The 24,671-nt window shown below is 45.7% G+C and carries 27 protein-coding genes; 8 read left to right on the forward strand and 19 right to left on the reverse strand.

The features are described from left to right. From AB4482_RS15290 to fkpA, 9 genes are all read right to left on the reverse strand, one after another. Positions 1–143, reverse strand: a 143-nt coding sequence (locus AB4482_RS15290) for a GTP-binding protein (RefSeq protein WP_240798929.1), incomplete at its 3' end; no start/stop codon positions are given. Positions 144–290: 147 nt separating this feature from the next. Then, positions 291–2,387, reverse strand: coding sequence for an elongation factor G (fusA, locus tag AB4482_RS15295; protein WP_017061101.1), 2,097 nt, complete (start codon positions 2,385–2,387; stop codon positions 291–293). 166 nt (positions 2,388–2,553) lie between these two features. After that, positions 2,554–3,024 carry a 30S ribosomal protein S7 gene (gene rpsG / locus AB4482_RS15300; RefSeq protein ID WP_010435163.1) on the reverse strand — a complete coding sequence of 157 codons (471 nt, stop codon included), beginning with the start codon at positions 3,022–3,024 and terminating at the stop codon, positions 2,554–2,556. 107 nt (positions 3,025–3,131) lie between these two features. Continuing rightward, the gene (gene rpsL / locus AB4482_RS15305; protein ID WP_004737194.1) at positions 3,132–3,506 is read right to left on the reverse strand and encodes a 30S ribosomal protein S12; all 375 of its coding nucleotides are present in this window, start codon (positions 3,504–3,506) and stop codon (positions 3,132–3,134) included. Positions 3,507–3,688: 182 nt separating this feature from the next. After that, complete coding sequence (gene tusB / locus AB4482_RS15310) at positions 3,689–3,964, reverse strand: sulfurtransferase complex subunit TusB (protein ID WP_017063711.1); 276 nt, start codon at positions 3,962–3,964, stop codon at positions 3,689–3,691. Positions 3,965–3,972: 8 nt separating this feature from the next. Then, positions 3,973–4,329 carry a sulfurtransferase complex subunit TusC gene (gene tusC / locus AB4482_RS15315; protein ID WP_017063710.1) on the reverse strand — a complete coding sequence of 119 codons (357 nt, stop codon included), beginning with the start codon at positions 4,327–4,329 and terminating at the stop codon, positions 3,973–3,975. Next, positions 4,326–4,715 (reverse strand): sulfurtransferase complex subunit TusD, encoded by a 390-nt coding sequence (tusD, locus tag AB4482_RS15320; protein ID WP_372128632.1) that lies wholly within the window; start codon positions 4,713–4,715, stop codon positions 4,326–4,328. Before tusD ends, tusC begins: the two co-directional genes overlap by 4 nt. Beyond that, positions 4,709–5,434: a transcriptional regulator gene (locus tag AB4482_RS15325; protein WP_004729851.1), complete on the reverse strand. Its 726-nt coding sequence runs from the start codon at positions 5,432–5,434 to the stop codon at positions 4,709–4,711. The genes tusD and AB4482_RS15325 overlap by 7 nt, the downstream gene beginning before the upstream one ends. A 205-nt stretch (positions 5,435–5,639) precedes the next feature. Continuing rightward, complete coding sequence (gene fkpA / locus AB4482_RS15330) at positions 5,640–6,416, reverse strand: FKBP-type peptidyl-prolyl cis-trans isomerase (protein WP_017061105.1); 777 nt, start codon at positions 6,414–6,416, stop codon at positions 5,640–5,642. Between the two features lie 131 nt (positions 6,417–6,547). Between fkpA and AB4482_RS15335 the strand changes: the two genes are divergently transcribed. Beyond that, a complete protein-coding gene (locus AB4482_RS15335) occupies positions 6,548–7,525 on the forward strand; it encodes a WD40 repeat domain-containing protein (RefSeq protein ID WP_017063707.1) in 978 nt (325 codons plus the stop codon). A gap of 5 nt (positions 7,526–7,530) precedes the next feature. Next, entirely contained in the window at positions 7,531–7,758 is a 228-nt protein-coding gene (locus AB4482_RS15340; RefSeq protein ID WP_009848930.1) for a SlyX family protein, read from the forward strand. A 180-nt stretch (positions 7,759–7,938) separates the two neighbouring features. Here the strand turns inward: AB4482_RS15340 and AB4482_RS15345 are convergent, their stop codons facing one another. The 5 genes from AB4482_RS15345 to kefG form a co-directional block, all read right to left on the reverse strand. Next, positions 7,939–8,904 (reverse strand): isoaspartyl peptidase/L-asparaginase family protein, encoded by a 966-nt coding sequence (locus AB4482_RS15345; protein WP_017066209.1) that lies wholly within the window; start codon positions 8,902–8,904, stop codon positions 7,939–7,941. A 217-nt stretch (positions 8,905–9,121) separates the two neighbouring features. After that, entirely contained in the window at positions 9,122–9,712 is a 591-nt protein-coding gene (gene slyD / locus AB4482_RS15350) for a peptidylprolyl isomerase (protein WP_017061108.1), read from the reverse strand. Positions 9,713–9,806: 94 nt separating this feature from the next. Next, the gene (locus AB4482_RS15355) at positions 9,807–10,007 is read right to left on the reverse strand and encodes a YheV family putative zinc ribbon protein (protein WP_029235422.1); all 201 of its coding nucleotides are present in this window, start codon (positions 10,005–10,007) and stop codon (positions 9,807–9,809) included. Between the two features lie 156 nt (positions 10,008–10,163). After that, on the reverse strand, positions 10,164–11,960 hold the full coding sequence (gene kefB / locus AB4482_RS15360) for a glutathione-regulated potassium-efflux system protein KefB (RefSeq protein WP_372128631.1): 1,797 nt from the start codon (positions 11,958–11,960) through the stop codon (positions 10,164–10,166). Next, positions 11,947–12,531: a glutathione-regulated potassium-efflux system ancillary protein KefG gene (gene kefG / locus AB4482_RS15365; RefSeq protein ID WP_048659151.1), complete on the reverse strand. Its 585-nt coding sequence runs from the start codon at positions 12,529–12,531 to the stop codon at positions 11,947–11,949. The genes kefB and kefG overlap by 14 nt, the downstream gene beginning before the upstream one ends. 174 nt (positions 12,532–12,705) lie before the next feature. Here kefG and AB4482_RS15370 point away from each other — a divergent pair, with 174 nt between their 5' ends. From AB4482_RS15370 to crp, 6 genes are all read left to right on the forward strand, one after another. Beyond that, positions 12,706–14,628, forward strand: coding sequence for an ABC transporter ATP-binding protein (locus tag AB4482_RS15370; RefSeq protein WP_048659152.1), 1,923 nt, complete (start codon positions 12,706–12,708; stop codon positions 14,626–14,628). Further along, positions 14,625–15,095, forward strand: coding sequence for a TIGR02444 family protein (locus tag AB4482_RS15375; protein WP_102478450.1), 471 nt, complete (start codon positions 14,625–14,627; stop codon positions 15,093–15,095). The genes AB4482_RS15370 and AB4482_RS15375 overlap by 4 nt, the downstream gene beginning before the upstream one ends. A gap of 275 nt (positions 15,096–15,370) precedes the next feature. After that, complete coding sequence (locus tag AB4482_RS15380; RefSeq protein ID WP_102478453.1) at positions 15,371–16,363, forward strand: hydrolase; 993 nt, start codon at positions 15,371–15,373, stop codon at positions 16,361–16,363. 95 nt (positions 16,364–16,458) lie between these two features. Beyond that, positions 16,459–16,671: a YheU family protein gene (locus AB4482_RS15385; protein ID WP_010435208.1), complete on the forward strand. Its 213-nt coding sequence runs from the start codon at positions 16,459–16,461 to the stop codon at positions 16,669–16,671. A gap of 77 nt (positions 16,672–16,748) precedes the next feature. Continuing rightward, positions 16,749–17,618: a phosphoribulokinase gene (locus AB4482_RS15390; RefSeq protein WP_010435210.1), complete on the forward strand. Its 870-nt coding sequence runs from the start codon at positions 16,749–16,751 to the stop codon at positions 17,616–17,618. A 239-nt stretch (positions 17,619–17,857) separates the two neighbouring features. Continuing rightward, positions 17,858–18,490 (forward strand): cAMP-activated global transcriptional regulator CRP, encoded by a 633-nt coding sequence (crp, locus tag AB4482_RS15395; RefSeq protein WP_004729651.1) that lies wholly within the window; start codon positions 17,858–17,860, stop codon positions 18,488–18,490. Positions 18,491–18,665: 175 nt separating this feature from the next. On the opposite strand, the gene AB4482_RS15400 is transcribed toward crp, so the two are convergent. The 5 genes from AB4482_RS15400 to AB4482_RS15420 all read right to left on the reverse strand — a co-directional run bounded on the left by AB4482_RS15400 (position 18,666) and on the right by AB4482_RS15420 (position 24,549). Then, entirely contained in the window at positions 18,666–19,457 is a 792-nt protein-coding gene (locus AB4482_RS15400) for a DUF1338 domain-containing protein (protein WP_048659154.1), read from the reverse strand. 213 nt (positions 19,458–19,670) lie between these two features. Further along, positions 19,671–21,128 (reverse strand): succinylglutamate-semialdehyde dehydrogenase, encoded by a 1,458-nt coding sequence (gene astD, locus AB4482_RS15405; protein WP_102530060.1) that lies wholly within the window; start codon positions 21,126–21,128, stop codon positions 19,671–19,673. A 39-nt stretch (positions 21,129–21,167) separates the two neighbouring features. After that, on the reverse strand, positions 21,168–22,187 hold the full coding sequence (gene astA, locus AB4482_RS15410; RefSeq protein WP_102433297.1) for an arginine N-succinyltransferase: 1,020 nt from the start codon (positions 22,185–22,187) through the stop codon (positions 21,168–21,170). A 107-nt stretch (positions 22,188–22,294) separates the two neighbouring features. Further along, on the reverse strand, positions 22,295–23,506 hold the full coding sequence (locus tag AB4482_RS15415) for an aspartate aminotransferase family protein (protein ID WP_048662993.1): 1,212 nt from the start codon (positions 23,504–23,506) through the stop codon (positions 22,295–22,297). A gap of 464 nt (positions 23,507–23,970) precedes the next feature. Next, positions 23,971–24,549: an aminodeoxychorismate/anthranilate synthase component II gene (locus AB4482_RS15420; RefSeq protein WP_048605375.1), complete on the reverse strand. Its 579-nt coding sequence runs from the start codon at positions 24,547–24,549 to the stop codon at positions 23,971–23,973. Positions 24,550–24,671 lie beyond the last annotated feature (122 nt).

Genomic DNA, 24,671 nt, shown 5'->3' on the forward strand with positions numbered 1-24,671 from the left:
GCGAAATCTTTAGCAACACCGCCGTATACTTTTGCAAGAGTAGTACAGATAGCAGCAGTTAGAGTTGTTTTACCGTGGTCAACGTGGCCGATAGTACCAACGTTTACGTGCGGTTTCGTACGTTCAAATTTTTCTTTAGACACAATCGTGTTCCTTCCTAGTTATGATTCGCCACGTTCATTATTGAGCGAGACGCGCCAGAAATTGCTATTTTATGCGCCAACTCTCGTTAGCGCAATATTTGGACGCATTGTTCTTTCAAAAAATGAAAAAAAATGCCTTCCTTTTGTTTAACCACGCTCTGCAATGATTGCTTTTGCAACATTGTTAGGCACTTCAGCGTACTCACTAAACTCCATAGAGTAAGAAGCACGACCTTGTGTCGCAGAACGTAAATCAGTTGCGTAACCGAACATGACAGACAACGGAACTTGTGCACGAATTATCTTCAGGCCAGCTGTCCCCTCGTCCATACCTTCGATGATGCCGCGACGACGGTTAATATCGCCAACAACGTCACCCATCCAGTCTTCTGGAGTAGTTACTTCAACTTTCATCATAGGCTCAAGCAGAACCGGTTGCGCTTCAAGTGCACCCGTTCTGAAAGCCATAGAGGCAGCGATTGTAAACGCCATCTCACTTGAATCTGTTTCATGGTAAGAACCATCATATAGTGTAGCTTTGATATCCAAAACTGGATAGCCAGCAAGCACACCATTGTTCATCTGCTCTTCAACGCCTTTAGCAACTGAAGCGATAAACTCTTTCGGTACGATACCATTGGCAATTTCATCCACAAAGACAAAGCCTTCGCCAGCTTCTGATGGTTCTAGTTTCAGCCATACGTGACCGTACTGACCTTTACCACCATGTTCACGGATAAATTTACCTTCCGCTTTCGCTGTACCACGAATAGTCTCACGGTAAGCCACTTGCGGGTTACCAACGTTGCAGTTCACGCTAAATTCGCGCTTCATACGGTCAACGATGATATCTAAGTGTAGTTCACCCATACCAGAAATCAGAGTCTGGCCAGTTTCCGCATCCATATCAACGCGGAACGATGGGTCTTCCGCTGCTAGTTTACCTAGAGCGATAGTCATTTTATCTTGATCAGCTTGAGAGCTTGGCTCTACAACGATCTGAATAACTGGGTCTGGGAACTCCATGCGCTCAAGAACAATCTTATGGTTCTGGTCACAAAGGGTTTCACCAGTAGTCACATCTTTCAGGCCAATGATGGCTGCGATGTCACCTGCTCGTACTTCTTTTACTTCTTCTCGCTTGTTTGAGTGCATTTGAACAATGCGACCTAAGCGTTCACGTTGTTTCTTCACAGAGTTATAAGCTGTTTTACCGCTTTCAACAACACCAGAGTAAACACGGATGAAAGTTAAAGTACCAACGAATGGGTCTGTTGCAATCTTAAATGCTAGCGCTGAGAACGGTTCTTTGTCGTCTGCGTGACGCTCTGCTTCGTTCTCATCTTCATCGATACCTTTAATTGCAGGTACATCGACTGGAGAAGGAAGGAAATCAACAACTGCATCTAGAACAGCTTGTACACCTTTGTTTTTGAATGCACTACCACAAGTAGCAAGTACGATTTCATTATTAAGGGTACGAGTACGAAGACCTTGTTTGATTTCAGCTTCTGTTAGTTCACCTTCTTCAAGGTACTTATCCATCAGCTCTTCATTTGCTTCTGCAGCAGCTTCAACAAGTTCTGTACGATATTCTTCAGCCATTTCTTGCATGTCTGCAGGAATATCTTCGTACGTGAAAGTCATGCCTTGGTCAGCTTCATTCCAGTTAATTGCCTTCATCTTGATAAGATCGACAACGCCTTGGAAGTTTTCTTCAGCACCAATGTTCAGTTGAATTGGAACAGGAGTTGCGCCTAAGCGGTCCTTGATCTGTTCAACTACGCGCAAGAAGTCAGCGCCGGTACGGTCCATTTTATTAACGAAAACCATACGTGGAACTTGGTACTTATCAGCTTGACGCCATACTGTCTCTGACTGAGGTTCAACACCAGATGAGCCACAGAACACAACAACTGCACCATCAAGCACACGCAGAGAACGTTCTACTTCGATTGTGAAGTCAACGTGTCCAGGAGTGTCGATGATGTTAATACGGTGGTCCGAGAACTGAGCTTCCATACCACGCCAAAACGTAGTGGTTGCTGCTGAAGTGATCGTAATACCGCGCTCTTGCTCTTGCTCCATCCAGTCCATGGTTGCTGCACCATCGTGAACTTCGCCGATTTTGTGAGAAAGACCGGTATAGAACAGAATACGTTCACTTGTGGTTGTTTTACCTGCATCTACGTGAGCAACGATACCGATATTACGGTATTGCTCTATAGGAGTTTTACGAGCCACGGTTGAATCCTCTTATTAGAGACTTAGGGACTATTGCTATGTCTAGATTAGGCGTTAAAAGCGATGCTTCGCTAAAAATTGCTTGCCCTAGAAATAGCAATAGTTCCTAGCATAAGCATAGGAACTAAAGAAGTGCTGCAAGGAACCTTGCAGCACTAAAAAGGTATTACCAACGGTAATGTGCGAACGCTTTGTTTGCGTCAGCCATGCGGTGAACGTCTTCACGTTTCTTAACCGCAGTACCTTTGTTCTCAGACGCGTCTAGCATTTCAGCAGCTAGGCGTTGAGCCATAGATTTTTCACCACGCTTACGCGCAGCTTCAACTACCCAACGCATAGCAAGAGCGTTACGGCGAACCGGACGAACTTCTACAGGTACTTGGTAAGTTGAACCACCTACACGGCGAGATTTAACTTCTACCGCTGGGCGAACATTTTCAAGAGCTTCTTCAAATACAGCTAAGTGGTCTTTACCAGACTTCTCAGCCATTGAATCTAGTGCAGTGTAAACGATTTTTTCTGCAGTAGATTTCTTTCCGTCAACCATAAGGATGTTAACGAATTTTGCCAGCAATTCAGATTTGAACTTAGGATCTGGAAGGATCTTACGCTGACCTATTACGCGACGACGTGGCATGGATATTCTCCGTTGTCTTCTTCAGGTTTTTTCCAAAACTTTTCAGAATAATAAATAAAATAGTGTTTGGCCTTACTTAACGATTTCTTTTTAAAAAAGAGAATCAATTAAGACTTAGGACGTTTCACACCGTACTTAGAACGACCTTGTTTACGGTCGTTAACGCCAGCACAGTCAAGTGCGCCGCGAACAGTGTGGTAACGAACACCCGGAAGGTCTTTTACACGACCGCCACGGATTAGTACAACACTGTGCTCTTGTAGGTTGTGGCCTTCACCGCCGATGTACGAAGTTACTTCGAAACCGTTAGTTAGACGTACACGACATACTTTACGTAGTGCCGAGTTAGGTTTTTTAGGTGTAGTAGTGTAAACACGAGTACATACACCACGTTTTTGTGGGCACGCTTCTAGTGCAGGCACGTTGCTTTTAACAACTTGCTTTACACGAGGTTTGCGAACCAACTGGTTAATAGTTGCCATTAACTAGCTCCTGAAATTTACTTGAAAGTAAGCTTTGTGAAAAATCTATCCCTAATCACAAGTCGTAATTAGGGACGCAAAATTCTATTCAGCAGTGGGAGGTGTGTCAAGAAATATACAGATCTTTTTTAGCCGTCTAGAGCTCAGGATGGTCTACTTTTAACCAAACTGATAAAACACAGCTACCAAGTGACTGATTTGTCGTTCAAAACCGTCAGTTTAACGAAGCCATCGAAGTCAACTTGATCAATGGTACTTGAGACAAGTAGTTGTAAACCTCGGCTATCGAGATCTGGTTTTAACACCGACACCTGCTCTACTGCGCAGATTTGAGTGAATAACTCATGATTGGGAAGGCAAACATACACCGCATCTTCCACCAAAAGATACTGATCTTGTGGCTGAGAATAGGTCAATGCGAGTTTAAGTTTGTCGACTGATTTTACAATATGAAGCATAGCGTCCCCTAGAAAGTCAGTATCTGTTGGCACTGAGCTAACTTCTGCGTTAACTCGTCGGCTTCAACGGTGGTCACATCGATCAGCAGGTTGTCTGCTGAAAGACCAAACTGACTCAGACTACGCTGACACACATACACCTGTTCGATGTCGTACAGGTCCATAAGTTTGAATGCAGAGATGTAGTCACGCGATAGTGTTTCGTCGGGCTGCTGCGCTTTGAGAAGCTGTGTCACGCCATCGCCAACAAAGAACACGGCAATGTCTTCACTATATGCGGACGCAGCAAGCAGGGCGTCTAACCCTTCTCTACCCGCAGCGGTCGTATGAGGGAAACTGTTAAATATAAAGGCTAACTTTCTCAAAACTGCACAACCCTATCTTGCGTTAGTAGCGCTTCCGATAAGCTTCCTAATCCGGCTTGAGTAAATCCAGTGGCTAGGTTAGAGGCACTTAGTTGATGTTGCTCTGCTTCTTCAGAGCTAATCACTCCGCGTCTTAGCGCAGCTGCCACACAGGTTTCAAGGCTAACATCGTGTTCATCAGCCAGCTTTTGCCAAGCAGAAGCTAAATCAAATTCATCGTTAGCCGGTACGGTAAGGTCTGAGCCGTTACTGATGCCATCTTGATAGAAGAACACACTGTGAAGTTTGTGGCCCTGTTTAATCAGAGCCACGGCAAACTGGTAGGCACTTCTTGCTGACTGTGAGCCATAAACTGGCCCATTCACTAGGAGTGTATAGCTTAGCAACCCTCTTCATCCTCTGTTTTACGTTGGCGGATGTATAGGTACACGGTGTGCTTAGAGATGTTCAGTCGCTCAGCAACGCGGTTGATCGCGTCTTTAATATCGAAAATACCTTTGTCGTACAGCTCCATCACGATCTGACGGTTCTTAGTATTGTTCGATACCGATTTGTCAGCGTTAATTTCTTCAATGGTGCGTTCAACCGTTTGGTCGACAAGTTCTTCAACGTCACTAGCGAAGTTAACCGATGATGCGGCTTCGTCTGCGTCTTGTGTAGGCATGAACGATTGCAGCACTTGTGAGAATGGCGCGTCTAGATTCACGTTAATACACAGTAGGCCAATCACTCGGTCTTCACCGTTGCGGATAGCAACCGTGATCGACTTCATCAACACTCCGCCTTTAGCGCGAGTGAAGTATGAACGTGAGAAGTTACGCTTAGAACCTTCAATATCTTTTAGCATCTTCAATGCAAGATCGGTGATCGGAGAGCCAACCTGACGACCTGTATTTTCGCCGTTGGCAATTTTAATCGCAGAAGTATTGAGGTCTTCTAAAGAGTGCAAAACGATTTCACAAAACGGACCAATAAGGCTCGCAATACCGTCAACAACGGCCTCATAAGATCTTAGAATGATTTTATCGTGTTCACTGAATGGCATAACGTGGACTGATTCCATTTCAAGTAACACATCTGCATTGACTGTTTCTGTAGTAGTCACTTATTCCTTACCTTCGTGTGAAAAATCAACAAATTTATGTAAGTTTATCAGAAAATTTTAATTGCACACCTAGCTAACATTGCAACTAGTGATTTAGAACAAGTTTAAAAATCAAATACTCATCTTCAAATCATAAAAAAAGCCTAACTCAAAGTTAGGCTTTTTATTCAATCAACGTATTTTAGTACGAGGCTTTTAACCGATATTACTGTGCAGGAGCTGCTTCAGCGTTATCGATGTTTAGTAGTTCTACTTCGAATACTAGCGTTGAGTTAGCTGGGATAGTCGGTGTGTCTTGCTCACCGTATGCTAGCTCTGGCGGGATAACGAACTTGTACTTAGAACCAACTTGCATCAGTTGTACGCCTTCAGTCCAGCCTGGGATTACGCGGTTTAGTGGGAATGTTGCTGGTTCGCCACGATCGTAAGAGCTGTCGAACTGAGTACCGTCTGTTAGCGTACCTTTGTAGTGTACTTGAACGGTATCAGTGTCTTTTGGAGAAGCGCCTTCACCAGCAGTCATTACTTGGTAAAGTAGACCAGATTCAGTTTGCTTAACGCCTTCAGTTTTAGCGAACTCAGCGCGGAAGTCATCACCGGCTTTCTTCACTTCTGCAGATTTTTCTGCCGCTTGTGCTTGCATCGTTTCAGCAACACGCTTGTCTAGAGCTTCAAGAGCTGCGCGAGTTTCTTCTTCGTTAAGTGCTGTTTTCTCTGCGAATACGTCTTCGATACCTTGAAGAACCATATCTTTGTCTAGGTTGATACCTAGCTCGCTTGGCTTATCAATGCTTGTGCTTAGGTAGTTAGCGAAAGATACACCGATTGCGTAAGCCGCTTTGTCATCTTCTGTTTTAAAGTTTACTGCTTCAACTTTAACTTCTTCTACCTGTGGAGCTTCTGCCTTTGGTTCTTCTTTCTGACAACCAACTGCTAGCATAACCGTTGCGGCAAGCAGTGATACTTTTAAAACTGATTTCATTGAATTCTCCAATTAATGGCCAAGCCATTGGTTATTGTGCACAAATCTAATGATTAGATTGGTGTGAATACGTTAGTTATAACAATATACTAGTCATATGTCTTTCGACACAAACCGGATTATTAGATGTGATGCGAATATTTTTCCACTCATTGCTATGTACAATTGTCATCACCTTGTTAAATGGTTGCTTTTTCTTCCAAGATGATGAGCAGCGTTGGGAAATTGAGCCCAATGGTGCCACCAGCTTTGCACTCAGCAGAGATGGACGCTTCGCCCTGCTCTACTCTCAGCAAAAGCAACTGCTCCTTTGGGACCTCGCCGAAGACCAAGAGTTGGCTCAGCTTGGTCCACAAGACCAGTTAGAAAACCAAGTATCGCGTATCCGTATCTCGGACAATGGCCGTTTTGCCATTACCGCTAGCCAGATGAACTTCGCCGTTTGGGACTTATCTTGGACTCAAGCACAAGGGCTCTGGTCTATCTCCGACGGCTTGATTCGCGATGTCGATATCTCTAGCAATGGTGAAAAAGTACTGCTTGGCCTTTCTAATGGAAAAGCCATCTATGTGGACTTAGTCACCGGACGCCGTCTGGAGTTCCTTGCTCACCGAGAAAAAGTGAATTCAGTCTCCCTCTCTTCTAATGGCCGCTACGCATTATCAGGCGGCAACGACTACAAAGCTTACCTTTGGGATACCGAGTCGGGCTTGGTGTTGCGCACCTTTGAGCATGAACAAAGAGTAGTACGAGTCGCGCTACAACGCGATGGTGAACTGGCTTTTACCTCTGATGGCGGCAATCAAGCGATGATTTGGGATCTTGAAACGGGCGAACCTCAAGCGCAATTGCAAAGCTGGTCTCGACAGTTGATTTTTTCGAGTGCTCGTTTTTCTGATGACGGCAGCATGTTGGTGACGGGCACGCCATCCAGCCAAGTGAGTGTGTGGAATACTCAGGATGGCAAACGAATTTCTCGCCACGATGCTGAGCCATTAAAAGATGCTCGCCCTCCTCGTGCGGTAGTGTATGATGCAGCCTTTGATGATAAGAACCGTGTGATATCGGGCACCTCTGCGGGCATTGCCCAAGCTTGGAATGTGGATTAAGAACGATGACAGAAAAGCGAGTTGAACAACTAGAAAGCCGCGTAAATGACCTAGAGTGTCAGCTAGCTTTCCAAGAACAGACCATTGAAGAACTCAATGAAGCGCTTAGCCAACAACAAATGTTAATCACGAGAATGCAAGATCAGATGAAGTTCGTGGTTGGCAAAGTAAAAAATATGGATGGCTCTAATCTAGCTGACGCATCAGAAGAGACGCCACCTCCACACTATTAAGTGCGGTTCAAAATAACCAATTAAATCTAACGACGCATATCGTTAGTTTCTCGTCCTCAATGTGTAAACACATTTCAGGACGGGACATAGAAAACTAAAAGGGCGACAGATACTTATCTGTCGCCCTTTTGTTTATTTCATCTCAGTGAATAAGCTAAAGCCAATTAAGCCGATACCAACTTAGTCGTCGGCATAAATCTTCACTTCAACACGACCTTGAGTATCAACGCTTGCACGATACATTCCTGAGCTGTTCATACCAAAATGTATATCGCCTTGGCCATCGATAGCGATCAAGCCACCTTCTCCACCCATGGTTTTCAATTCACCTTGAATGATCGTTTCACAAGCGGTGTGCACATCTTCTTTCAGATAACGCATTCGTGCTGCGACATCACTGGCGACCATTTTACGTAGGAAGAACTCACCCATCCCGGTTGTTGAGACGGCAACATTGCCATTTTCAGCGATGGTTCCTGCACCAATGATCGGAGAGTCACCCACACGACCGTATTTCTTATTGGTCACGCCACCGGTACTGGTTGCTGCCGCTAAGTTACCCGCTTGGTCTAATGCGACCGCACCAACCGTGCCGTACTTTTTATCGTCAGGGTATTTCTCAGCTTGCTGCTGATCATATTTCGCTTCAGACAGAGCAAAGATGCCTTTCTCTTTCATCGACTGAAGTTGGTCATAGCGGCGCTCAGTAAAGAAGTAGTCTTGCTCGGTAAAGGTGTAGTCATGCTCAAACGCAAACTTCTCGGCACCTTCACCAATCAGCAACACATGGTCGCTTTTCCGCATCACATCACGTGCAAGCTCAATTGGGTTTTTGATATGGCGAACGCCTGCAATAGCACCTGCATCCATTTCGCGGCCATGCATCACAGAAGCGTCCATCTCAACAAATTCATCATGCGTTAAAACAGAGCCCCTACCGGCATTAAAGTGCGGGCTGTCTTCCATCACCTTAACCGATGCCACTACCGCATCCAGAGCATCACCACCCGATTGCAATATTTGATAACCAGCCAAAACCGATTTTTCCAAAGCCTCGGTAATACCCGCTTTTAATTCATAGCTCATTTGCTCGCGCAAGATGGTTCCTGCACCACCATGAATGGCAATTGAAAAAGGCTGTGACATACAAACTCTCCACTGACGTCGTCTTATAATGTTGTGCTATCAATACCACATCCATGGTTCGATGTCTGATAACGAAAACCAAACTTTTACGAATGCTTAGATTTGCGGACACTTAGTTTGGTAGAGAAAAGCGAGGTCAAAAAGCGAGACTCCTAAACGCAAAAAGCCTCCACAAGGGAGGCTTTCAAGATTCTTAAACTAAACCGTTAATTCGGTATTAGTGAGAACCACAGCTACCGCCGCCGCAGCAGCCGTCTTTTTTCTCTTCACCGTGGTCATGGCCTTCGCCACCACAGCAACCGCCTTCGTGGTCATGATCGTGGTCGTGACCGCCACAGCCGCCTTCTTGGTGTACGTGACCGTGTTGAACTTCTTCTTCAGTCGCTTCACGAACCGCTACAACTTCAACGTCAAACGTTAGAGTTTGGCCAGCTAGCATGTGGTTACCATCAACAACAACTTCGTCGCCATCTACTTCAGTAACTTCAACTGGGATTGGACCTTGGTCAGTATCCGCTAGGAAACGCATGCCAACTTCGATTTGCTCAACACCTTGGAATACGTCAGCAGGAACACGTTGAACTAGTGCGTCGTTGTGTTCGCCGTATGCGTCTTCTGGAGTAACAGTTGCAGAGAACTTGTCGCCAGCTACTTTGCCTTCAAGCTCTTTTTCAAGACCTGTAATTAGGTTGTTGTGACCGTGAAGGTAATCTAGTGGAGCTTCTGCAGTTGATTGGTCAACTACTACGCCATCTTCAAGTTTCACTTGATATGCAACACTAACTACTACGTTCTTTTCAATTTTCATGAGAGCTCCAAGGAGGTTTGGACTAAGCTCGAACAGTTGAGCTTAGGAAAAATTCTGTACCGAGATATTATGGGGATCAATTAACGAAACTCAATCATTCTGGCTTAAAAATACCGATCATTTCTTGATTCGCGTGTTCAGATTTCTCTACAGTTTTCGGTTTACGCTGTTCTGTGAAGTCACAATCGACACATTCCACCAGCTCGATATTATTTTCAATCCACCAACGGAGTGTGTCTTGAGTGTTGCAACTTGGGCAGCTTGCCCCTGCGATAAAGCGTTTTTTCTGTTTCACGTTCATATCCTTTACTACTCTGGATTCGCGGTTCTTCCCACTCACTTTATTGATAAGTTAAGCAGAGACCGCGTTTATTATTAGGTTAGTTCTATAGTCTGTTATTTCTATGCCCAAGCTCTATTTCTAAGCTCAAGCATGAGTTATCACTTCAAGCTACTGCCAATAGTTTCGAGATTGGTGATCGTTTTCCATCTCGTGTCCAAAGATCTCTTCAAGTTCTTTACGAGCCTCTTTCGCTCTTTGGGCTAACTCGTCATCTTCGTTATGCTGAGGCAGCAACTCTTTCAGCATACCATTATCCAACTTTCTAAAGTGTGCTTCTGCTCGCTTCGCTTTATATGGATGCATGCCAAGTTCAGTCAATGTTTGACGACCTAAATCCAATGCTCCAAGGAAGGTTTCACGCGAATAGTTACTCACACCGTGGTTAAGTAGTTGATACGCTTCAACACGGCTTCGTGCACGCGCCAAGATCTTTAAGCGTGGGAAGTGCTGCTTACATAAATCGACGGTTTTCATGATTTCATCGGGAGAGTCAGTACACAGCACAATCGCCTCTGCTTTGTCAGCACCAGCTGCGCGTAACAGCTCGAGGTGAGTCGAGTCTCCGTAAAATACTTTGTAACCAAACTTTCTAAGGATATGGATTTGGCTGGCATCACTCTCAAGAACGGTAATACGAATCTTATTGGCATACATCAAACGACCAATGATCTGACCAAAACGACCAAAGCCTGCAATGATCACTCGAGGACTGCGATCGACAACATCCGAAGACATTGCGTTTTCGCTGATTTGGTTAAGTTGACGAGCAAAGAATCGGTCTTGCAGCTTGAGCATCAATGGCGTGGTCACCATCGACAAACTCACAACCACCAGTAAGAACGACACTTGTTCACCACTTAAGATACCTTGAGCACTCGCCGCGGTAAAAATAACGAAAGCGAACTCACCACCTTGGCTGAGAATCATCGCCATGCGACTACGGGCTTTGGCTTGAGTACCGAAAACACGAGCTAGCCCATACAGCACTAAGCCTTTCAAAACCACGAGAGCTAATACAGCAATCAGTATCGCGAATGGGCTTTCAGCAAGTAAGCCTAAATTCACCGCCATACCCACAGAGATGAAGAACAGACCAAGCAACAACCCTTTGAATGGGTCAATCGCAATTTCAAGCTCATGTCGATATTCACTTTCAGCTAGAAGCACGCCCGCTAGGAAAGTACCCAATGCCATCGACAAGCCAATCTGTTGCATGATCACGGCAATACCAATCACAAGTAACAGCGCTGCAACAGTAAATAGCTCACGCACACCACTCATAACGACGTAGCGGAACAAAGGCCTCAATAAGAAGTGGCCACCGACCAGCAGACCAATCACACCACCCAGCATCCAAAGCATGTCCGCCCAGCTGCCGCCTGTATTACCTGCTAGCAAAGGTAGCATTGCTAGCATAGGGATTACTGCAATATCTTGGAAAAGTAACACTGCAAAGCCAGACTGCCCCGCTTCTTTACCACCGAGTTCACGCTCTTCAATAACCCGCAACGCGATTGCGGTCGAAGACAAAGCTAAACCCATACCTATGACCAAGCTAGTTTGCCACGTTAAACCGAACATACAGGCGATGGCGGTAATAATCAGGGTGGTGATAAGCACTTGCGCGCCACCCAGCCCGAGAATGGGGGCTCGCATCTGCCACAACTTTTTCGGGTTAAGCTCTAGGCCAATCAGGAAGAGCAGCAGTACGACCCCGAATTCGGAGAAGTGCAGAATCGCCTCTACGTCACTGATTAAGCCAAGTCCCCAAGGCCCAATCGCGACACCAGCCAATAAATAACCGAGTACTGAACCCAAGCCAGCTCGCTGCGCGATAGGAACCGCAACCACAGCAGCCGCTAAGAATATAACGCTACTTTGTAGAAAATCATTAGTCAGAGCCATCATCTGCTCCTATATCTTGTAGCGGGTCTCGCAACCAATTTCGATACGCTTCTGCGTGTTGGTAACGCGTCATATCGGTAACATTTCGTGCCCAGTGTAAAACCAAAGGGGATATCCAATTCATCTGACACAAAGCAGCGGTTAGCTCGAATGGTTGCAAAATCTCTTGTAATGGATATTTATTATAGCCTGCGGCACCAAACGCCTCTTCTTTACCACCGGTTGTGATAACGCTACGCCAGTGTTTGCCCTTAAGTGCGCTTTGCTCACCAAAGGCAAAACCCTTACCTAACACGCGATCAAACCACTCTTTCAACAACGAAGGACATGAATACATAAACAAAGGGTGTTGGAACACAATCACATCATATTCAAGCAGCAACTCATGCTCGGAAGGCACATCAATAAAGAAGTCCGGATAGATGGCGTAGAGATCGTGGATTTTGACATTCCCAAGTGACTCTATCTTTTTAACCATGATCTGGTTAGCGATAGAGGTTTGCGGCTCAGGGTGCGCATAGATGACCAGCACCTTTGGCACGGGTTTGTCTGTCGAGGGAGTATTACTCATTCCTTTGAAACATTCCTTTGAAGGCTAAACGGTGGCAAGGCCACAAGAATTTAAGCAAAAGTTATTAATATGTTATTGGCATCATAACGCAAATTGCATTGTGATCGACTTTTATCTGGTTTCAGCCTACTATGCAGGCGTCTGTTCACCTCTAATTTCTATGCTATTTCAATTATGATTACTTTCTCTGATATTCAATTGCTACGCGGCGGTAAGCCACTCCTCGACCAAGCATCTGCGACTTTTCACCCTGGCGACAAGATCGGTTTGGTTGGTAAAAACGGCTGTGGTAAATCTACGCTATTCGCCTTAATTAAGGACGAACTGTCTATTGATGCAGGCTCATTCAGCAAACCTGCCCATTGGGAAATGGCTTGGGTTGCTCAAGAAACACCAGCATTAGAAAGAACAGCAATTGAATACGTGATTGATGGTGACCGTGAATACCGCGGCCTTGAAGATCAACTAGAGAAAGCTGAACAAGCCGACAACGGCACCTTGGTCGCAGAGATCCACGGCAAGATTGAAACCATTGGTGGCTACAGCATCAAGGCTCGCGCTGCCGAGCTGTTAGACGGCCTAGGCTTTAGCCAAGAACAAATGGCGTGGAACCTGACTCAATTCTCAGGTGGTTGGCGTATGCGTTTAAACCTAGCGCAAGCCCTACTGTGTCGCAGTGACCTACTGCTACTCGATGAACCTACCAACCACTTGGATTTAGACGCAGTAATGTGGCTAGAGCGTTGGTTACAAAGCTACCCTGGTACGCTAGTGCTTATCTCGCACGATAGAGACTTCTTAGACCCTATCGTCAACCGCATCGTGCATGTTGAAAATCAACAGCTCAATGAGTACACGGGTAACTACTCATCGTTCGAAACCCAACGAGCGCAAAAACTGATTCTGCAACAAGCGATGTACCAAAAGCAGCAGAAACAGATGTCTCACATGCAGAGCTACATTGACCGTTTCCGTTACAAAGCTTCAAAGGCTCGCCAAGCGCAAAGCCGTATTAAAGCGCTAGAGAAAATGGAACAAGTATTACCTGCTCAGTTTGATAACCCATTCAGCTTTGAGTTTAGAGAGCCAGACGCACTACCAAACCCAATCATGATGATGGATGAGGTATCTGCGGGCTACGACGACAACCTAATTCTAGAAAAGATTCGCCTAAACCTGGTTCCGGGCAGTCGTATTGGTCTACTTGGTCGAAATGGTGCTGGTAAATCAACATTGATTAAACTGCTTTCTGGCGAACTGAAACAACAAGGCGGTGAACTGAGCTATTCGCAAGGCGTTAAGATTGGTTACTTTGCACAACACCAATTAGAAACTCTGCACCCTGAAGAAACACCGCTGCAACACATGATGCAGATTGCCCCTAAGCACACCGAGCAACAACTGCGTGATTACCTAGGTAGCTTCGGTTTCCAAGGTGAAAAAGCGCTCGATAAAGTAGCACCTTTCTCCGGTGGTGAAAAAGCGCGTTTAGTTTTAGCGCTATTGGTATGGCAAAAACCAAACCTGTTGCTACTCGATGAACCAACCAACCACTTGGATCTCGACATGCGTCAAGCGCTGACTTTTGCCCTGCAGACGTTTGAAGGCGCAATGGTTATCGTATCGCACGACCGTTACCTATTGCGTGCAACTACCGATGATTTATACCTTGTACACGACCGCCAAGTAGCACCGTTTGATGGTGACTTAAGCGATTACTACAAGTGGCTAACCGAACAGCAGAAAGTTGAGCGCAAAGAAGCACAAGCATTGGCACCAGCAAAAGACGGTGCCAACAGTGCAGCAGCGAAAAAAGAGCAGAAACGTAAAGAAGCCGAGTTCCGTAAACTGACGGCACCACTGCGTAAAAAGCTGACTCAATTTGAAAAACAGATGGATAAATTAACTCAGGCTCTTGAAGAAGCCGAGCAAGAATTATCCGACACTTCACTGTATGAAGCTGAAAATAAGGCTAAACTGAATAAAGTACTCGCTCTCCAAGCGAGCAGTAAGTCACAGCTAGAAGAAGTTGAAATGGATTGGATGTCCACTCAAGAAGAGCTTGAGCAGATGGAACAGGATATGGATAGCTTATGAGCCCAGAGCACGCCCCAATATCACTAACACTGGAACGACTATGGCAATTTAGCCTTCAGTACTACAGTGTGCGCGGTGTAAAGGATGCGTGCCTAGCTTTGCAAAACCAGTTCCACGGCAACGTCAATTTACTGTTGCTTCTCAAATGGCTTGATGAGCAGCAATTATCTTTTGCTGAAGAAGAGTGGCACAAAGTACAACAATGCTTGAGCCGCTCTGAAACCCTGCTTCATAGTTATCGAGAGCTACGTAAACACCTCAAAACACACGTTGTCGACTCACTATACCGTGAAGCCTTACAGTTTGAGTTACAGCTTGAAAAGCAACAACAGTCCGATCTCGTCGACTGTATAAACTCCCTACAGCTTTACGCTAACCAGCAATCACCGCTCGCGTTTCAGTACTGTCGTTTATTAGGAGCAGAAAACCTCTACGACGCTTTTTCTGAACCAGCACCTCAGCCCTAGCTCATTCTCTTTCCTTTTTCTTCAATCAAGATCCAAGCTTAACTGCGCCCTGTCTCTCTTCATTTGCATGCACTGACTAATACGCACAATTAAGTGTTTAACGCACCTAACATTGATATTATTCAACTGGTTACCCATAGCCTGTTTTTGTGTCTCGTATAAGTGAAAGCCTTGCGCTTATGCCGAGAATCAACCAAGCTCAAATAAAAACGTGGGCGTTTCACTGCAAGCTCAACACGTTATCAAAGCCCATCAAAGAAGCATGGATCGTTTTTATAACAATATTTACCGCAGCCGCTGGTCTCTCTAATCCGCACTTACAAACCTTAGTGCCACGGTTTATTAGAAAACAGGCGCTGTTTCATCCTCACTGGCAAACCTTAGAAACTCCCGATGGTGACTTTCTTGATCTTGCTTGGAGCGAATCACCCGACCGTGACAACCCAAGCAATGATGATCGAAGTAACAAGCCGATATTCGTTCTATTCCATGGTTTAGAAGGTAGCTTTGAGAGCCCTTACGCCAACGGATTGATGAATGCATTTGCTAAAGATGGTTGGTTATCGGTAATGATGCACTTCAGAGGCTGCAGCGGAAAACCCAATCGCCTAGCTCGCGCTTACCATTCAGGTGAGGTCGAAGATGCGCGCTTTTTCCTAAGACACCTACACGCCCAGTTTCCGAATAACCCGAAGGTTGCGGTTGGCATATCTTTAGGTGGGAACATGCTGGCGAACTATTTAGCTGAGTACGCAGACGACCCATTGCTGTCGGCGGCGACAATCGTATCTGCTCCATTTGACTTAGCGTGTTGCTCGAGTCGTATTGAGCGCGGTTTCTCCAAGCTTTATAAGAAGTACCTGCTCAACTCTCTAAAATCGAATGCGTTAAAAAAAGTTAACCTGCTACAGGAAAAACTTGGCATCACAGCTGAAGCCATCAAGAACATCACCAAACTGTATGAGTTTGATGAACGAATCACTGCACCGCTGCACGGCTTCAAAAATGCCCAAGATTATTATGCGCAATGTTCTGCGCTGCCTAAGCTCAACAAGATTAAACTGCCGACGCAGATCATTCATGCCAAAGACGACCCTTTCATGACCGATGATGTGATCCCAAAATTCGTTCTGCCCGATAACATCGATTATCGACTGTTCCAAAAAGGCGGCCATGTTGGGTTTATTACTGGCAGCACACTCAAGCCAAGATTTTGGTTAGAAGAAGCCTTGCCTGCCTACTATGAAAGTATCCAAGATTCGGCATAATGACCGAGCCTTAGTAAATAGAAGCAAAACATTACTAAGCACTCGCATTTCTGCATCAATAAACATATCTATGAACATAAAAGAGAGAAGTATTTATGATCATCCCATGGCAAGACATTGCACCAGAGACACTGGAAAACCTCATCAAAGAGTTCGTGCTGCGTGAAGGCACAGACTACGGCGACGTAGAGGTTTCGCTGCAAAACAAGATTGACCAAGTGAAACATCAATTAGCTTCAGGAGAAGTCAGCATCGTGTTTTCTGAACTCCATGAAACCGTTGATATTCAAGTCACAAAACGCTTCTAAGCTGCGCTCACAAAGGAGCCGTGTTATAGTGGTAAACGATTGCTAACAAGTAAGTTACTCAAAAGACAAGGGTTGTCATGTCCGCTAAACATCCAATTATTGCGGTGACGGGTTCATCTGGAGCCGGCACCACCACTACCTCAGAAGCCTTCCGTAAAATGTTCAATATGATGGACGTGAAGGCAGCTTGGGTTGAAGGGGATAGTTTCCATCGCTTCACACGTCCAGAGATGGATGTCGAGATCCGTAAAGCGCGCGAGCAAGGTAAGCACATCAGCTACTTTGGTCCTCAAGCCAACGACTTTGGTGCGCTAGAAGAGTTCTTCCGTAAATACGGTAACGAAGGTACAGGTAAAGTAAGAAGCTACCTGCACACCTTTGATGAAGCCGTGCCTTACAATCAAATGCCGGGCACCTTCACGCCATGGCAAGAGATCCCAGAAAATTCCGATGTGATGTTTTACGAAGGCTTGCACGGCGGTGTGGTTGATGGCGACATTAACGTTTCTCAACACGTCGATTTGCTGATCGGCATGGTGCCCATCGTAAACCTAGAGTGGATTCAAAAATTCGTTCGTGACACTCGCGATCGTGGTCACTCACGCGAAGCGGTAATGGACTCCATTGTTCGTTCAATGGATGATTACCTCAACTACATTACCCCGCAATTTTCGCGCACTCACATAAACTTTCAGCGTGTTCCAACCGTAGATACATCGAACCCACTCAACGCCAAAGGGATTCCAAGTTTAGACGAAAGCTTCGTAGTTATACGTTTGCGTGGCATCAAAAACGTCGATTTCCCCTACCTTCTGGCTATGATTGATGGCTCTTTTATGTCTCGCCATAACACGCTAGTGGTGCCAGGCGGCAAGATGAGTTTTGCTATGGAGCTCATTGTGAGGCCAATCCTGCAACAACTTATCGAAACCGGAAAAATAGGTTAACAAAACGACATTCTGGTTGATTACTTTTCATACCGTGATCATGTGCACAATTTTGCGTAAAAAATCGTAGCTTGGTCACGATTAAAATCAAGAAATAGTACCTGAAAAAGGATACTATTCTTAAACGAAACACAAGATAGCTTGCAGCGCTCAACGAGTGCTCTTATCCTACAAGTCAATCCAGGCTTAGCTAAAATACGGAAAGCGGCAAGCATACCCTGCAGAGGAAGTGAGATATTATGGTTCTAGGTAAACCTCAAACCGATCCAACATTAGAGTGGTTCCTTTCACACTGTCATATTCATAAGTACCCTTCAAAAAGTACTTTGATTCATGCTGGTGAAAAGGCAGAAACCTTGTACTACATCGTTAAAGGTTCTGTGGCAGTTCTTATCAAAGACGAAGAAGGTAAGGAAATGATTCTTTCTTACCTAAACCAAGGCGACTTCATCGGTGAGCTTGGCTTGTTCGAAGAAGACCAAGAACGTACTGCTTGGGTTCGTGCTAAATCTCCTTGTGAAGTAGCTGAGATTTCTTTCAAGAAATTCCGTCAACTTATCCAAGTGAACCCAGATATCCTAATGCGCCTTTCAGCGCAAATGGCAAACCGTCTACAAGTAACTAGCCAAAAGGTTGGTGACTTAGCGTTCCTTGACGTAACAGGTCGTATCGCTCAAACGCTACTAAACCTAGCGAAACAGCCAGATGCAATGACTCACCCTGACGGCATGCAAATCAAGATCACTCGTCAAGAGATTGGCCAGATCGTTGGTTGTTCTCGTGAGACAGTTGGTCGTATCTTGAAGATGCTAGAAGAGCAGAACCTAATTTCTGCACATGGTAAAACTATCGTGGTATACGGCACTCGTTAATCTCGATTAACTGAGCCAAAAATTTGAAAGCCACCAAATGCAAATTTGGTGGCTTTTTTGTTTTCTAAAGATCTATAGAACAGATACGAGAAGAACTCACAGAATCCTATTTGTAAACTTCCTCGAAGCGAAGCGTACTCGCATATCTAGGATAAGTCCGTTCTCGTACCTTTTATTAACCGTTGGTGCTCTCAAAGATCTTATCCGCCGATGCGGCAACAAAACCTGTGTAAAGCTCACCATTGACCATCGCATAACGCTTAGCGAACTCATAGAAGCCGCCAGGAATCATCTCATTGCCTTCAACAAATGAAACTGGGACTTTGTCTGCCATTGTTGATGATTGCTCTAATAAGACCTCTGGAGAGCCTTTAACTTCACCGCCAGATGCATTGATAGTGAAGCCAGACTCGCTCAGGTAGTCATTCACCGCCTGTACTTCATCGAAGTTATTCAACTGGTTCACACTTACCGTAAAGTGGTTTGCACCATATCCATGAGCCGCTAGCCAAGATGCGTATTCGCTCTCTTTTGCTAGTACTTGGAAATCAGCAAAGCTCAAATCCCATTGGCGACCACCAAACAAGAACTCATGACCTTGAAGCTTGCTTGCATCAACCTGCTCAACTAACTTAGCAACGATCTGTTGTAATTCACTAGAACACTCTTCGACCTTCAATTCACTAATGAACACTTTTGGCTGCTTCGGGTCTGGGTGCTCGTAGTGTTTAGCCACTAGCTTCTTGCTCTCAAACAGGTAGTCGCCACACGCCTTGTAACCCAGTTCAAGGAAAGGTTTAGCTAGTGTTTCAATACCGAGAGGGGCAACATTAAAAGTACGCAGTGCAATATGGTCGTTGATCAGCGCTTCATCTTCTTTCAGCAAGTGATGCACTTTCTCAGCCGATGGACACAGCCTGTGAATGTAATCGTCCCATAGTGATTTAAAGAGTAGATCGGGCGTCATGGTGACTCCTTGTCAGAGGTTCTAGCAAGCTAGTAATTTGGATTAGAAAGGGAGAGGCTGAGACACAGAGTCAGCAGCCATCAGCCTGTGACATACTTGTTCTATTATTATCTACCGCCCAATCTAGGTGTCGGACGTGATGGAAAAGGGAAGCGATAACACCACTTCCCTATTTCAAGCTTAACCAATGAGCCTAAGACTCATTAGCCTAAATTAAAGCTCAATACCTGGGCTAAACGATGCTGGTAGTTGAGTTTCGCTACCTTCCATTGAAGCCATAGGGTAAGCACAGTAGTCAGCTGCGTAGTAAGCACTTGGGCGTAGGTTGCCTGAAGCACCCGGACCACCAAACGGTGCATCACCACTTGCGCCTGTTAGCTGACGGTTACGGTTAACAATACCCGCACGGATATGGTCAACGAAGTATTCCCATTCAGAATCGTCTGTTGATACAAGGCCTGCAGACAAACCAAAGCGTGTGTCGTTAGCTAACTCGACCGCTTGCTCTAGCGATTGGTAACGAACCACTTGCAGCAATGGACCGAAGTACTCTTCATCTGGCAGGTCAGCAATATTGGTTGCATCGATAATGCCCGGAGAAACAAACGCCGCTTGACCCGCTTTTGCTTCTACTAGGCTGACACCACCTAACGATTGCAGATTAGCTTGCGCGTCTAGAATAAATTTAGCTGCAGCTTCAGAGATCTGAGGGCCCATGAAAGGTGCAGGTTCAGCGAATGGCTGATCGACACGAATCTTTTGCGTAGCTGCGACCAGTTTATCTAGAAGCAGATCGCCCTTCTCGCCAACAGGTACATACAAACGACGAGCACATGTACAACGTTGGCCAGCACTGATGAACGCCGATTGGATGATAGTGTATACCGTTGCGTCTGCATCACCGTATTGGTCGCTGATCACCATAGGGTTGTTGCCGCCCATTTCTAGTGCCAGCATCTTGCCCGGTTGGCCCGCGAATTGACGATGCAGGATATGACCAGTATTCGCACTACCCGTAAATAGCACGCCATCAAGACCTTTAGCATCAGCCAGTGCGATACCTGTCTCTTTAGCGCCTTGCACTAGGTTGATTACGCCAGCAGGAAGACCCGCTTCTTGCCATAGCTTCATTGCGAATTCACCCGTCCAAGGTGTCTGCTCTGAAGGCTTGAATACTACGGTGTTGCCCGATAGCAGAGCTGGAACAATATGACCGTTAGGTAGGTGACCTGGGAAGTTGTAAGGGCCAAATACAGCCATAACACCTAATGGACGATGACGCAGTACGATTTGGTTACCTGCCGCTTCACGCGAAGCTTCACCAGTACGCTCGTGGTATGCACGAATAGAGATAGCGATCTTGCCCGCCATCGCGCCCGCTTCAGTGCGAGTTTCCCAAATCGGTTTACCCGTCTCTTTTGCAATAATCTGTGCAATCTCTTCGCTGTTCTCTTTTACCTTCTCAGCAAAGTTCAACACGATCGCTTCACGCTCTGCAAAGCTCAATTTTTTCCAAACCAAGAAGGCTTCACGAGCTGCTGCTACTGCAGATTCAACCTGCGCTGGTGTTGCGCTATCACCCTGCCACACTACTTCATTGTTGTATGGGCTTACTGATGTCATGGCGTCACCTTGACCTGCCACCCACTGTCCTGCTATCCACTGAGTCATACTTCTATCCTTAAAATCTTCGACAGATAATCGCCGCTCTTACTGAGCCAACATGCGAACAAATTCGCCTTCTTTTACTTCAAGAGCGCTCGCTACTTCAGATGATAAAATCACTGTGTCGCTTGCTTGGTCATACGCACCTTTCGCGGCTACTGCGCGGAAGTTCTCAAACGAGGTATTACCAATTAGGAAGTCTTTAGAGCTAGAGTGCTCTGCAATTTGAACCTGTGCTCTAATTGAGTGACGCACCGATTCGATGTTTCTTAGATCACACTCAACCGTTGGGCCTGCATCAAAGATATCGACATAGCCACGGTTAGTGAAACCTTCACGTTCCAACAACTTAAGTGCAGGGCGCGTATTGTCATGAACCTCTCCAATCACCGCCTGAGCTTCTTTGCTCAATAGGTTCACGTAGATAGGTAGCTTTGGCATTAGGTCAGCAATGAAACCTTTCTTACCTATACCGGTTAGGTAATCCGCAAGCGTGAAATCAATCGAGAAGAAATGCTCTTGCAGCCATTGCCAGAAAGGAGAATTACCTTCTGCATCCGATACACCACGCATCTCAGCAAAAATCGTTTTCGAAAAACGCTCTGGGTGCTCAGACATGATCAGGAAGCGACACTTCGACATCAAACGACCATTCAATCCACCACGGAAAGCTGGGCGCAAGAACAATGTGCAGATCTCACTGCATCCTGTGTAGTTATTACCGAAAGTCAGTAGCTTCACGACGTTATTCACGCCAAGCTTTTGCGATGAGTGAACCACTTTGCTGATGTGGTACGAATAAAACGGGACATCCCAGCCAATTGAGGCTTCAATGCCAGTCGTACCCGCAACTTCACCGGTTTCTGTGTCGAAGCCAACCATCAGGTAGCCTTCGTCACCGGGCTCAGTCACGTTTTGCTTGGCAAAGCTGTATTCAGAGTGAGTAATACGGTTAGTTAACAGTTCTTCGTTAACCGGAAGAGATGTGAATCCGTGACCAGATTCAACCGCGCAGGTATGCAGCGCATCGTAATCAGATAATTTTATTGGGCGAACAACTAGCATCAATATTCCCTCCAGATGCAAAATAGGCCCAAAACCAGAAGCTTGGGCCTTTAGCAGAACGTCATGGGATCGCTCTATTGGCGATCATTCCTATGACGCCGCTCAGGCTAAACTAGCGTAGCGATTGCTTTGTCTAGTTTTGATAAGCCTTCTTCAATTTCTTGTGTAGTAATAACCAGTGATGGCGTGAAACGAACCACGTTTGCACCCGCAACCAGTACCATCAAGCCTTGTTCGCCTGCTGCTACCAATACGTCACGTGCACGGCCTTGCCACTCTTCGTTAAGTGCAGCACCTAGTAGTAGGCCTTTACCACGAACTTCACTGAAGATTTGGTACTTGTCGTTAATCTTAGCTAGACCATCGCGGAACAGAGCTTCACGCTCTTTCACGCCAGCTAATGTTTCAGGTTGGCTAACCACATCAACAACCGCCTCAGCAACAGCACAGGCCAGTGGGTTACCACCGTAAGTAGAACCGTGCGTACCAACTTTTAGATGTGTCGCGAGTTCAGTGGTCGTAAGCATTGCACCGATAGGGAAACCACCACCTAGAGATTTAGCCGTGCTTAAAATATCTGGTGTCACACCTAGGCCTTGGTAAGCGTAAAAGTTACCGGTACGACCATTACCCGTTTGCACTTCATCAAAGATAAGCAGTGCATTGTGTTTATCACACAGTTCACGAACCGTGTTCACGAATTCAGACGTTGGAGAGATGATACCGCCCTCGCCTTGCAGAGGTTCCATCATGATTGCACAAGTACGATCAGAGATGTGCGCTTCTAGCGCTGCAATATCGTTGTAAGGCAGGTGAGTCACATCGCCCGGTTTAGGACCGAAACCATCAGAGTAAGCTTCTTGACCACCAACCGTTACGGTAAAGAAAGTACGACCGTGGAAACCTTGTTTGAATGCAATGATTTCAGATTTCTCAGGACCGTGAACATCCGCCGCCCAACGACGAGCTAGCTTCAATGCTGCTTCATTCGCTTCTGCGCCAGAGTTGGCAAAGAATACTTTTTCTGCAAAACATACGTCGGTTAGCTTTTTCGCTAGACGCAGCGCAGGTTCGTTGGTCATCACGTTACTTAGGTGCCAAATCTTGTTTGCTTGCTCAGTAACTGCGTTAACCATTGCCGGGTGACAGTGACCCAAACAGCTCACAGCGATACCACCAGCAAAGTCGATATACTCTCGGCCTTGTTGGTCCCAAACGCGTGCGCCTTCCCCTTTTACTGGGATCATTTCCATTGGGTTATAACAAGGCACCATCACCTCATTAAACAGACTACGTTCTACTTTATTTTCCACTGTCATCGTACATTCCTTCTCGATACCGCAAGCTTCGCAAATAAGCGTAATGGTTCATAAGTGAGACAAAGATATTTTGTCTCGCCATAATCCCGCTGCAGCATTATATTTACATTTAATTAACCTTTTCAATAGTAGATTATTCTTTAGCCATCCCTCACAACCAGCTAAACGTCACTACCTATGACTATTTATGCATCAATTAATCTGTTTTATGAAGCTTTTTTTACCTAAACGTATGACTAGTAATAGCAAAGCCTTACTGGCACAGCGGTATATAGGGTTCGAGAGGAAATAACGCGAATAATTTTGCATAGGCTAAAAACTTAGCGAAGCGAGAGAGAAATGTTATAAAAAGTGATCGGCGTCAGAGGGAGAGAGACGCGTAAAGCCCGAATTTAAACGCTTAACGAATGGGCTGACAGGTTTAACTGGCTTATTTAGGCGGAGAAAGGGTCAAATTTAAACACTTAGCGTGCTAGGAAGTTAGCGAGAAGTTGGTGTCCTTGCTCTGTTTTAATCGATTCAGGGTGAAATTGCACCGCATCAATCGGCAAGGTTTTGTGTTGATAACCCATGATCTCATCCATGCTGCCATCTTCAAACTCCGTCCAAGACGTCAGTTCAAAGCAATCTGGTAGCGTGCCATTTTTCACCACTAGTGAGTGGTAACGTGTCACGGTCAATGGGTTGTTCAATCCCTGAAAAACACTCTTGCCATTGTGGCGTATCGGAGAGGTTTTACCGTGCATCACTTGTCTGGCTCTCACCACTTCACCACCAAACACTTGGGCAATGGCTTGATGACCAAGACACACTCCTAAGAGCGGCAGTTTACCAACGAAGTGTTCGATGACTTGTAGAGAAATGCCCGCATCATCCGGTGTACAAGGACCCGGCGAGATAACAAGATGACTAGGATTTAGCGCTTCGATGCCCGCAATATCAATCTCATCGTTGCGAACAACTTTTACAGTTACCCCTAACTCACAGAAATACTGATACAAGTTATAGGTAAAGGAGTCGTAGTTATCGATGATAAGTAACATGGGTCGAAATCGTTTGCTAAATACTAAAGGATTGGGAGATATAGGGGCGGTATTGTGCAATACCCATAGCGAAAGGCAAGTGGAAACTGCATTTCGCCAATAATTAAGGCCAACCTAAGTTG

The sequence above is a fragment of the Vibrio sp. 10N.222.55.C7 genome (assembly GCF_041473335.1).
Classification (GTDB): domain Bacteria; phylum Pseudomonadota; class Gammaproteobacteria; order Enterobacterales; family Vibrionaceae; genus Vibrio; species Vibrio crassostreae_C.

Excerpts from the sequence above, each read along its gene's own strand:
- AB4482_RS15375 (WP_102478450.1), top strand. The coding sequence starts at position 14,625 with ATGAGCCCAGAGCACGCCCCAATATCACTAACACTGGAACGACTATGG.
- slyD (WP_017061108.1), bottom strand. The coding sequence starts at position 9,712 with ATGAAAATTGAAAAGAACGTAGTAGTTAGTGTTGCATATCAAGTGAAA.
- AB4482_RS15385 (WP_010435208.1), top strand. The coding sequence starts at position 16,459 with ATGATCATCCCATGGCAAGACATTGCACCAGAGACACTGGAAAACCTC.
- crp (WP_004729651.1), top strand. The coding sequence starts at position 17,858 with ATGGTTCTAGGTAAACCTCAAACCGATCCAACATTAGAGTGGTTCCTT.
- astD (WP_102530060.1), bottom strand. The coding sequence starts at position 21,128 with ATGACTCAGTGGATAGCAGGACAGTGGGTGGCAGGTCAAGGTGACGCC.
- rpsG (WP_010435163.1), bottom strand. The coding sequence starts at position 3,024 with ATGCCACGTCGTCGCGTAATAGGTCAGCGTAAGATCCTTCCAGATCCT.
- AB4482_RS15370 (WP_048659152.1), top strand. The coding sequence starts at position 12,706 with ATGATTACTTTCTCTGATATTCAATTGCTACGCGGCGGTAAGCCACTC.
- rpsL (WP_004737194.1), bottom strand. The coding sequence starts at position 3,506 with ATGGCAACTATTAACCAGTTGGTTCGCAAACCTCGTGTAAAGCAAGTT.
- kefB (WP_372128631.1), bottom strand. The coding sequence starts at position 11,960 with ATGGCTCTGACTAATGATTTTCTACAAAGTAGCGTTATATTCTTAGCG.
- AB4482_RS15415 (WP_048662993.1), bottom strand. The coding sequence starts at position 23,506 with ATGACAGTGGAAAATAAAGTAGAACGTAGTCTGTTTAATGAGGTGATG.
- AB4482_RS15345 (WP_017066209.1), bottom strand. The coding sequence starts at position 8,904 with ATGTCACAGCCTTTTTCAATTGCCATTCATGGTGGTGCAGGAACCATC.
- AB4482_RS15420 (WP_048605375.1), bottom strand. The coding sequence starts at position 24,549 with ATGTTACTTATCATCGATAACTACGACTCCTTTACCTATAACTTGTAT.
- tusB (WP_017063711.1), bottom strand. The coding sequence starts at position 3,964 with ATGCTTCATATTGTAAAATCAGTCGACAAACTTAAACTCGCATTGACC.
- fkpA (WP_017061105.1), bottom strand. The coding sequence starts at position 6,416 with ATGAAATCAGTTTTAAAAGTATCACTGCTTGCCGCAACGGTTATGCTA.
- AB4482_RS15400 (WP_048659154.1), bottom strand. The coding sequence starts at position 19,457 with ATGACGCCCGATCTACTCTTTAAATCACTATGGGACGATTACATTCAC.
- AB4482_RS15335 (WP_017063707.1), top strand. The coding sequence starts at position 6,548 with ATGCGAATATTTTTCCACTCATTGCTATGTACAATTGTCATCACCTTG.
- AB4482_RS15340 (WP_009848930.1), top strand. The coding sequence starts at position 7,531 with ATGACAGAAAAGCGAGTTGAACAACTAGAAAGCCGCGTAAATGACCTA.
- AB4482_RS15390 (WP_010435210.1), top strand. The coding sequence starts at position 16,749 with ATGTCCGCTAAACATCCAATTATTGCGGTGACGGGTTCATCTGGAGCC.
- astA (WP_102433297.1), bottom strand. The coding sequence starts at position 22,187 with ATGCTAGTTGTTCGCCCAATAAAATTATCTGATTACGATGCGCTGCAT.
- kefG (WP_048659151.1), bottom strand. The coding sequence starts at position 12,531 with ATGAGTAATACTCCCTCGACAGACAAACCCGTGCCAAAGGTGCTGGTC.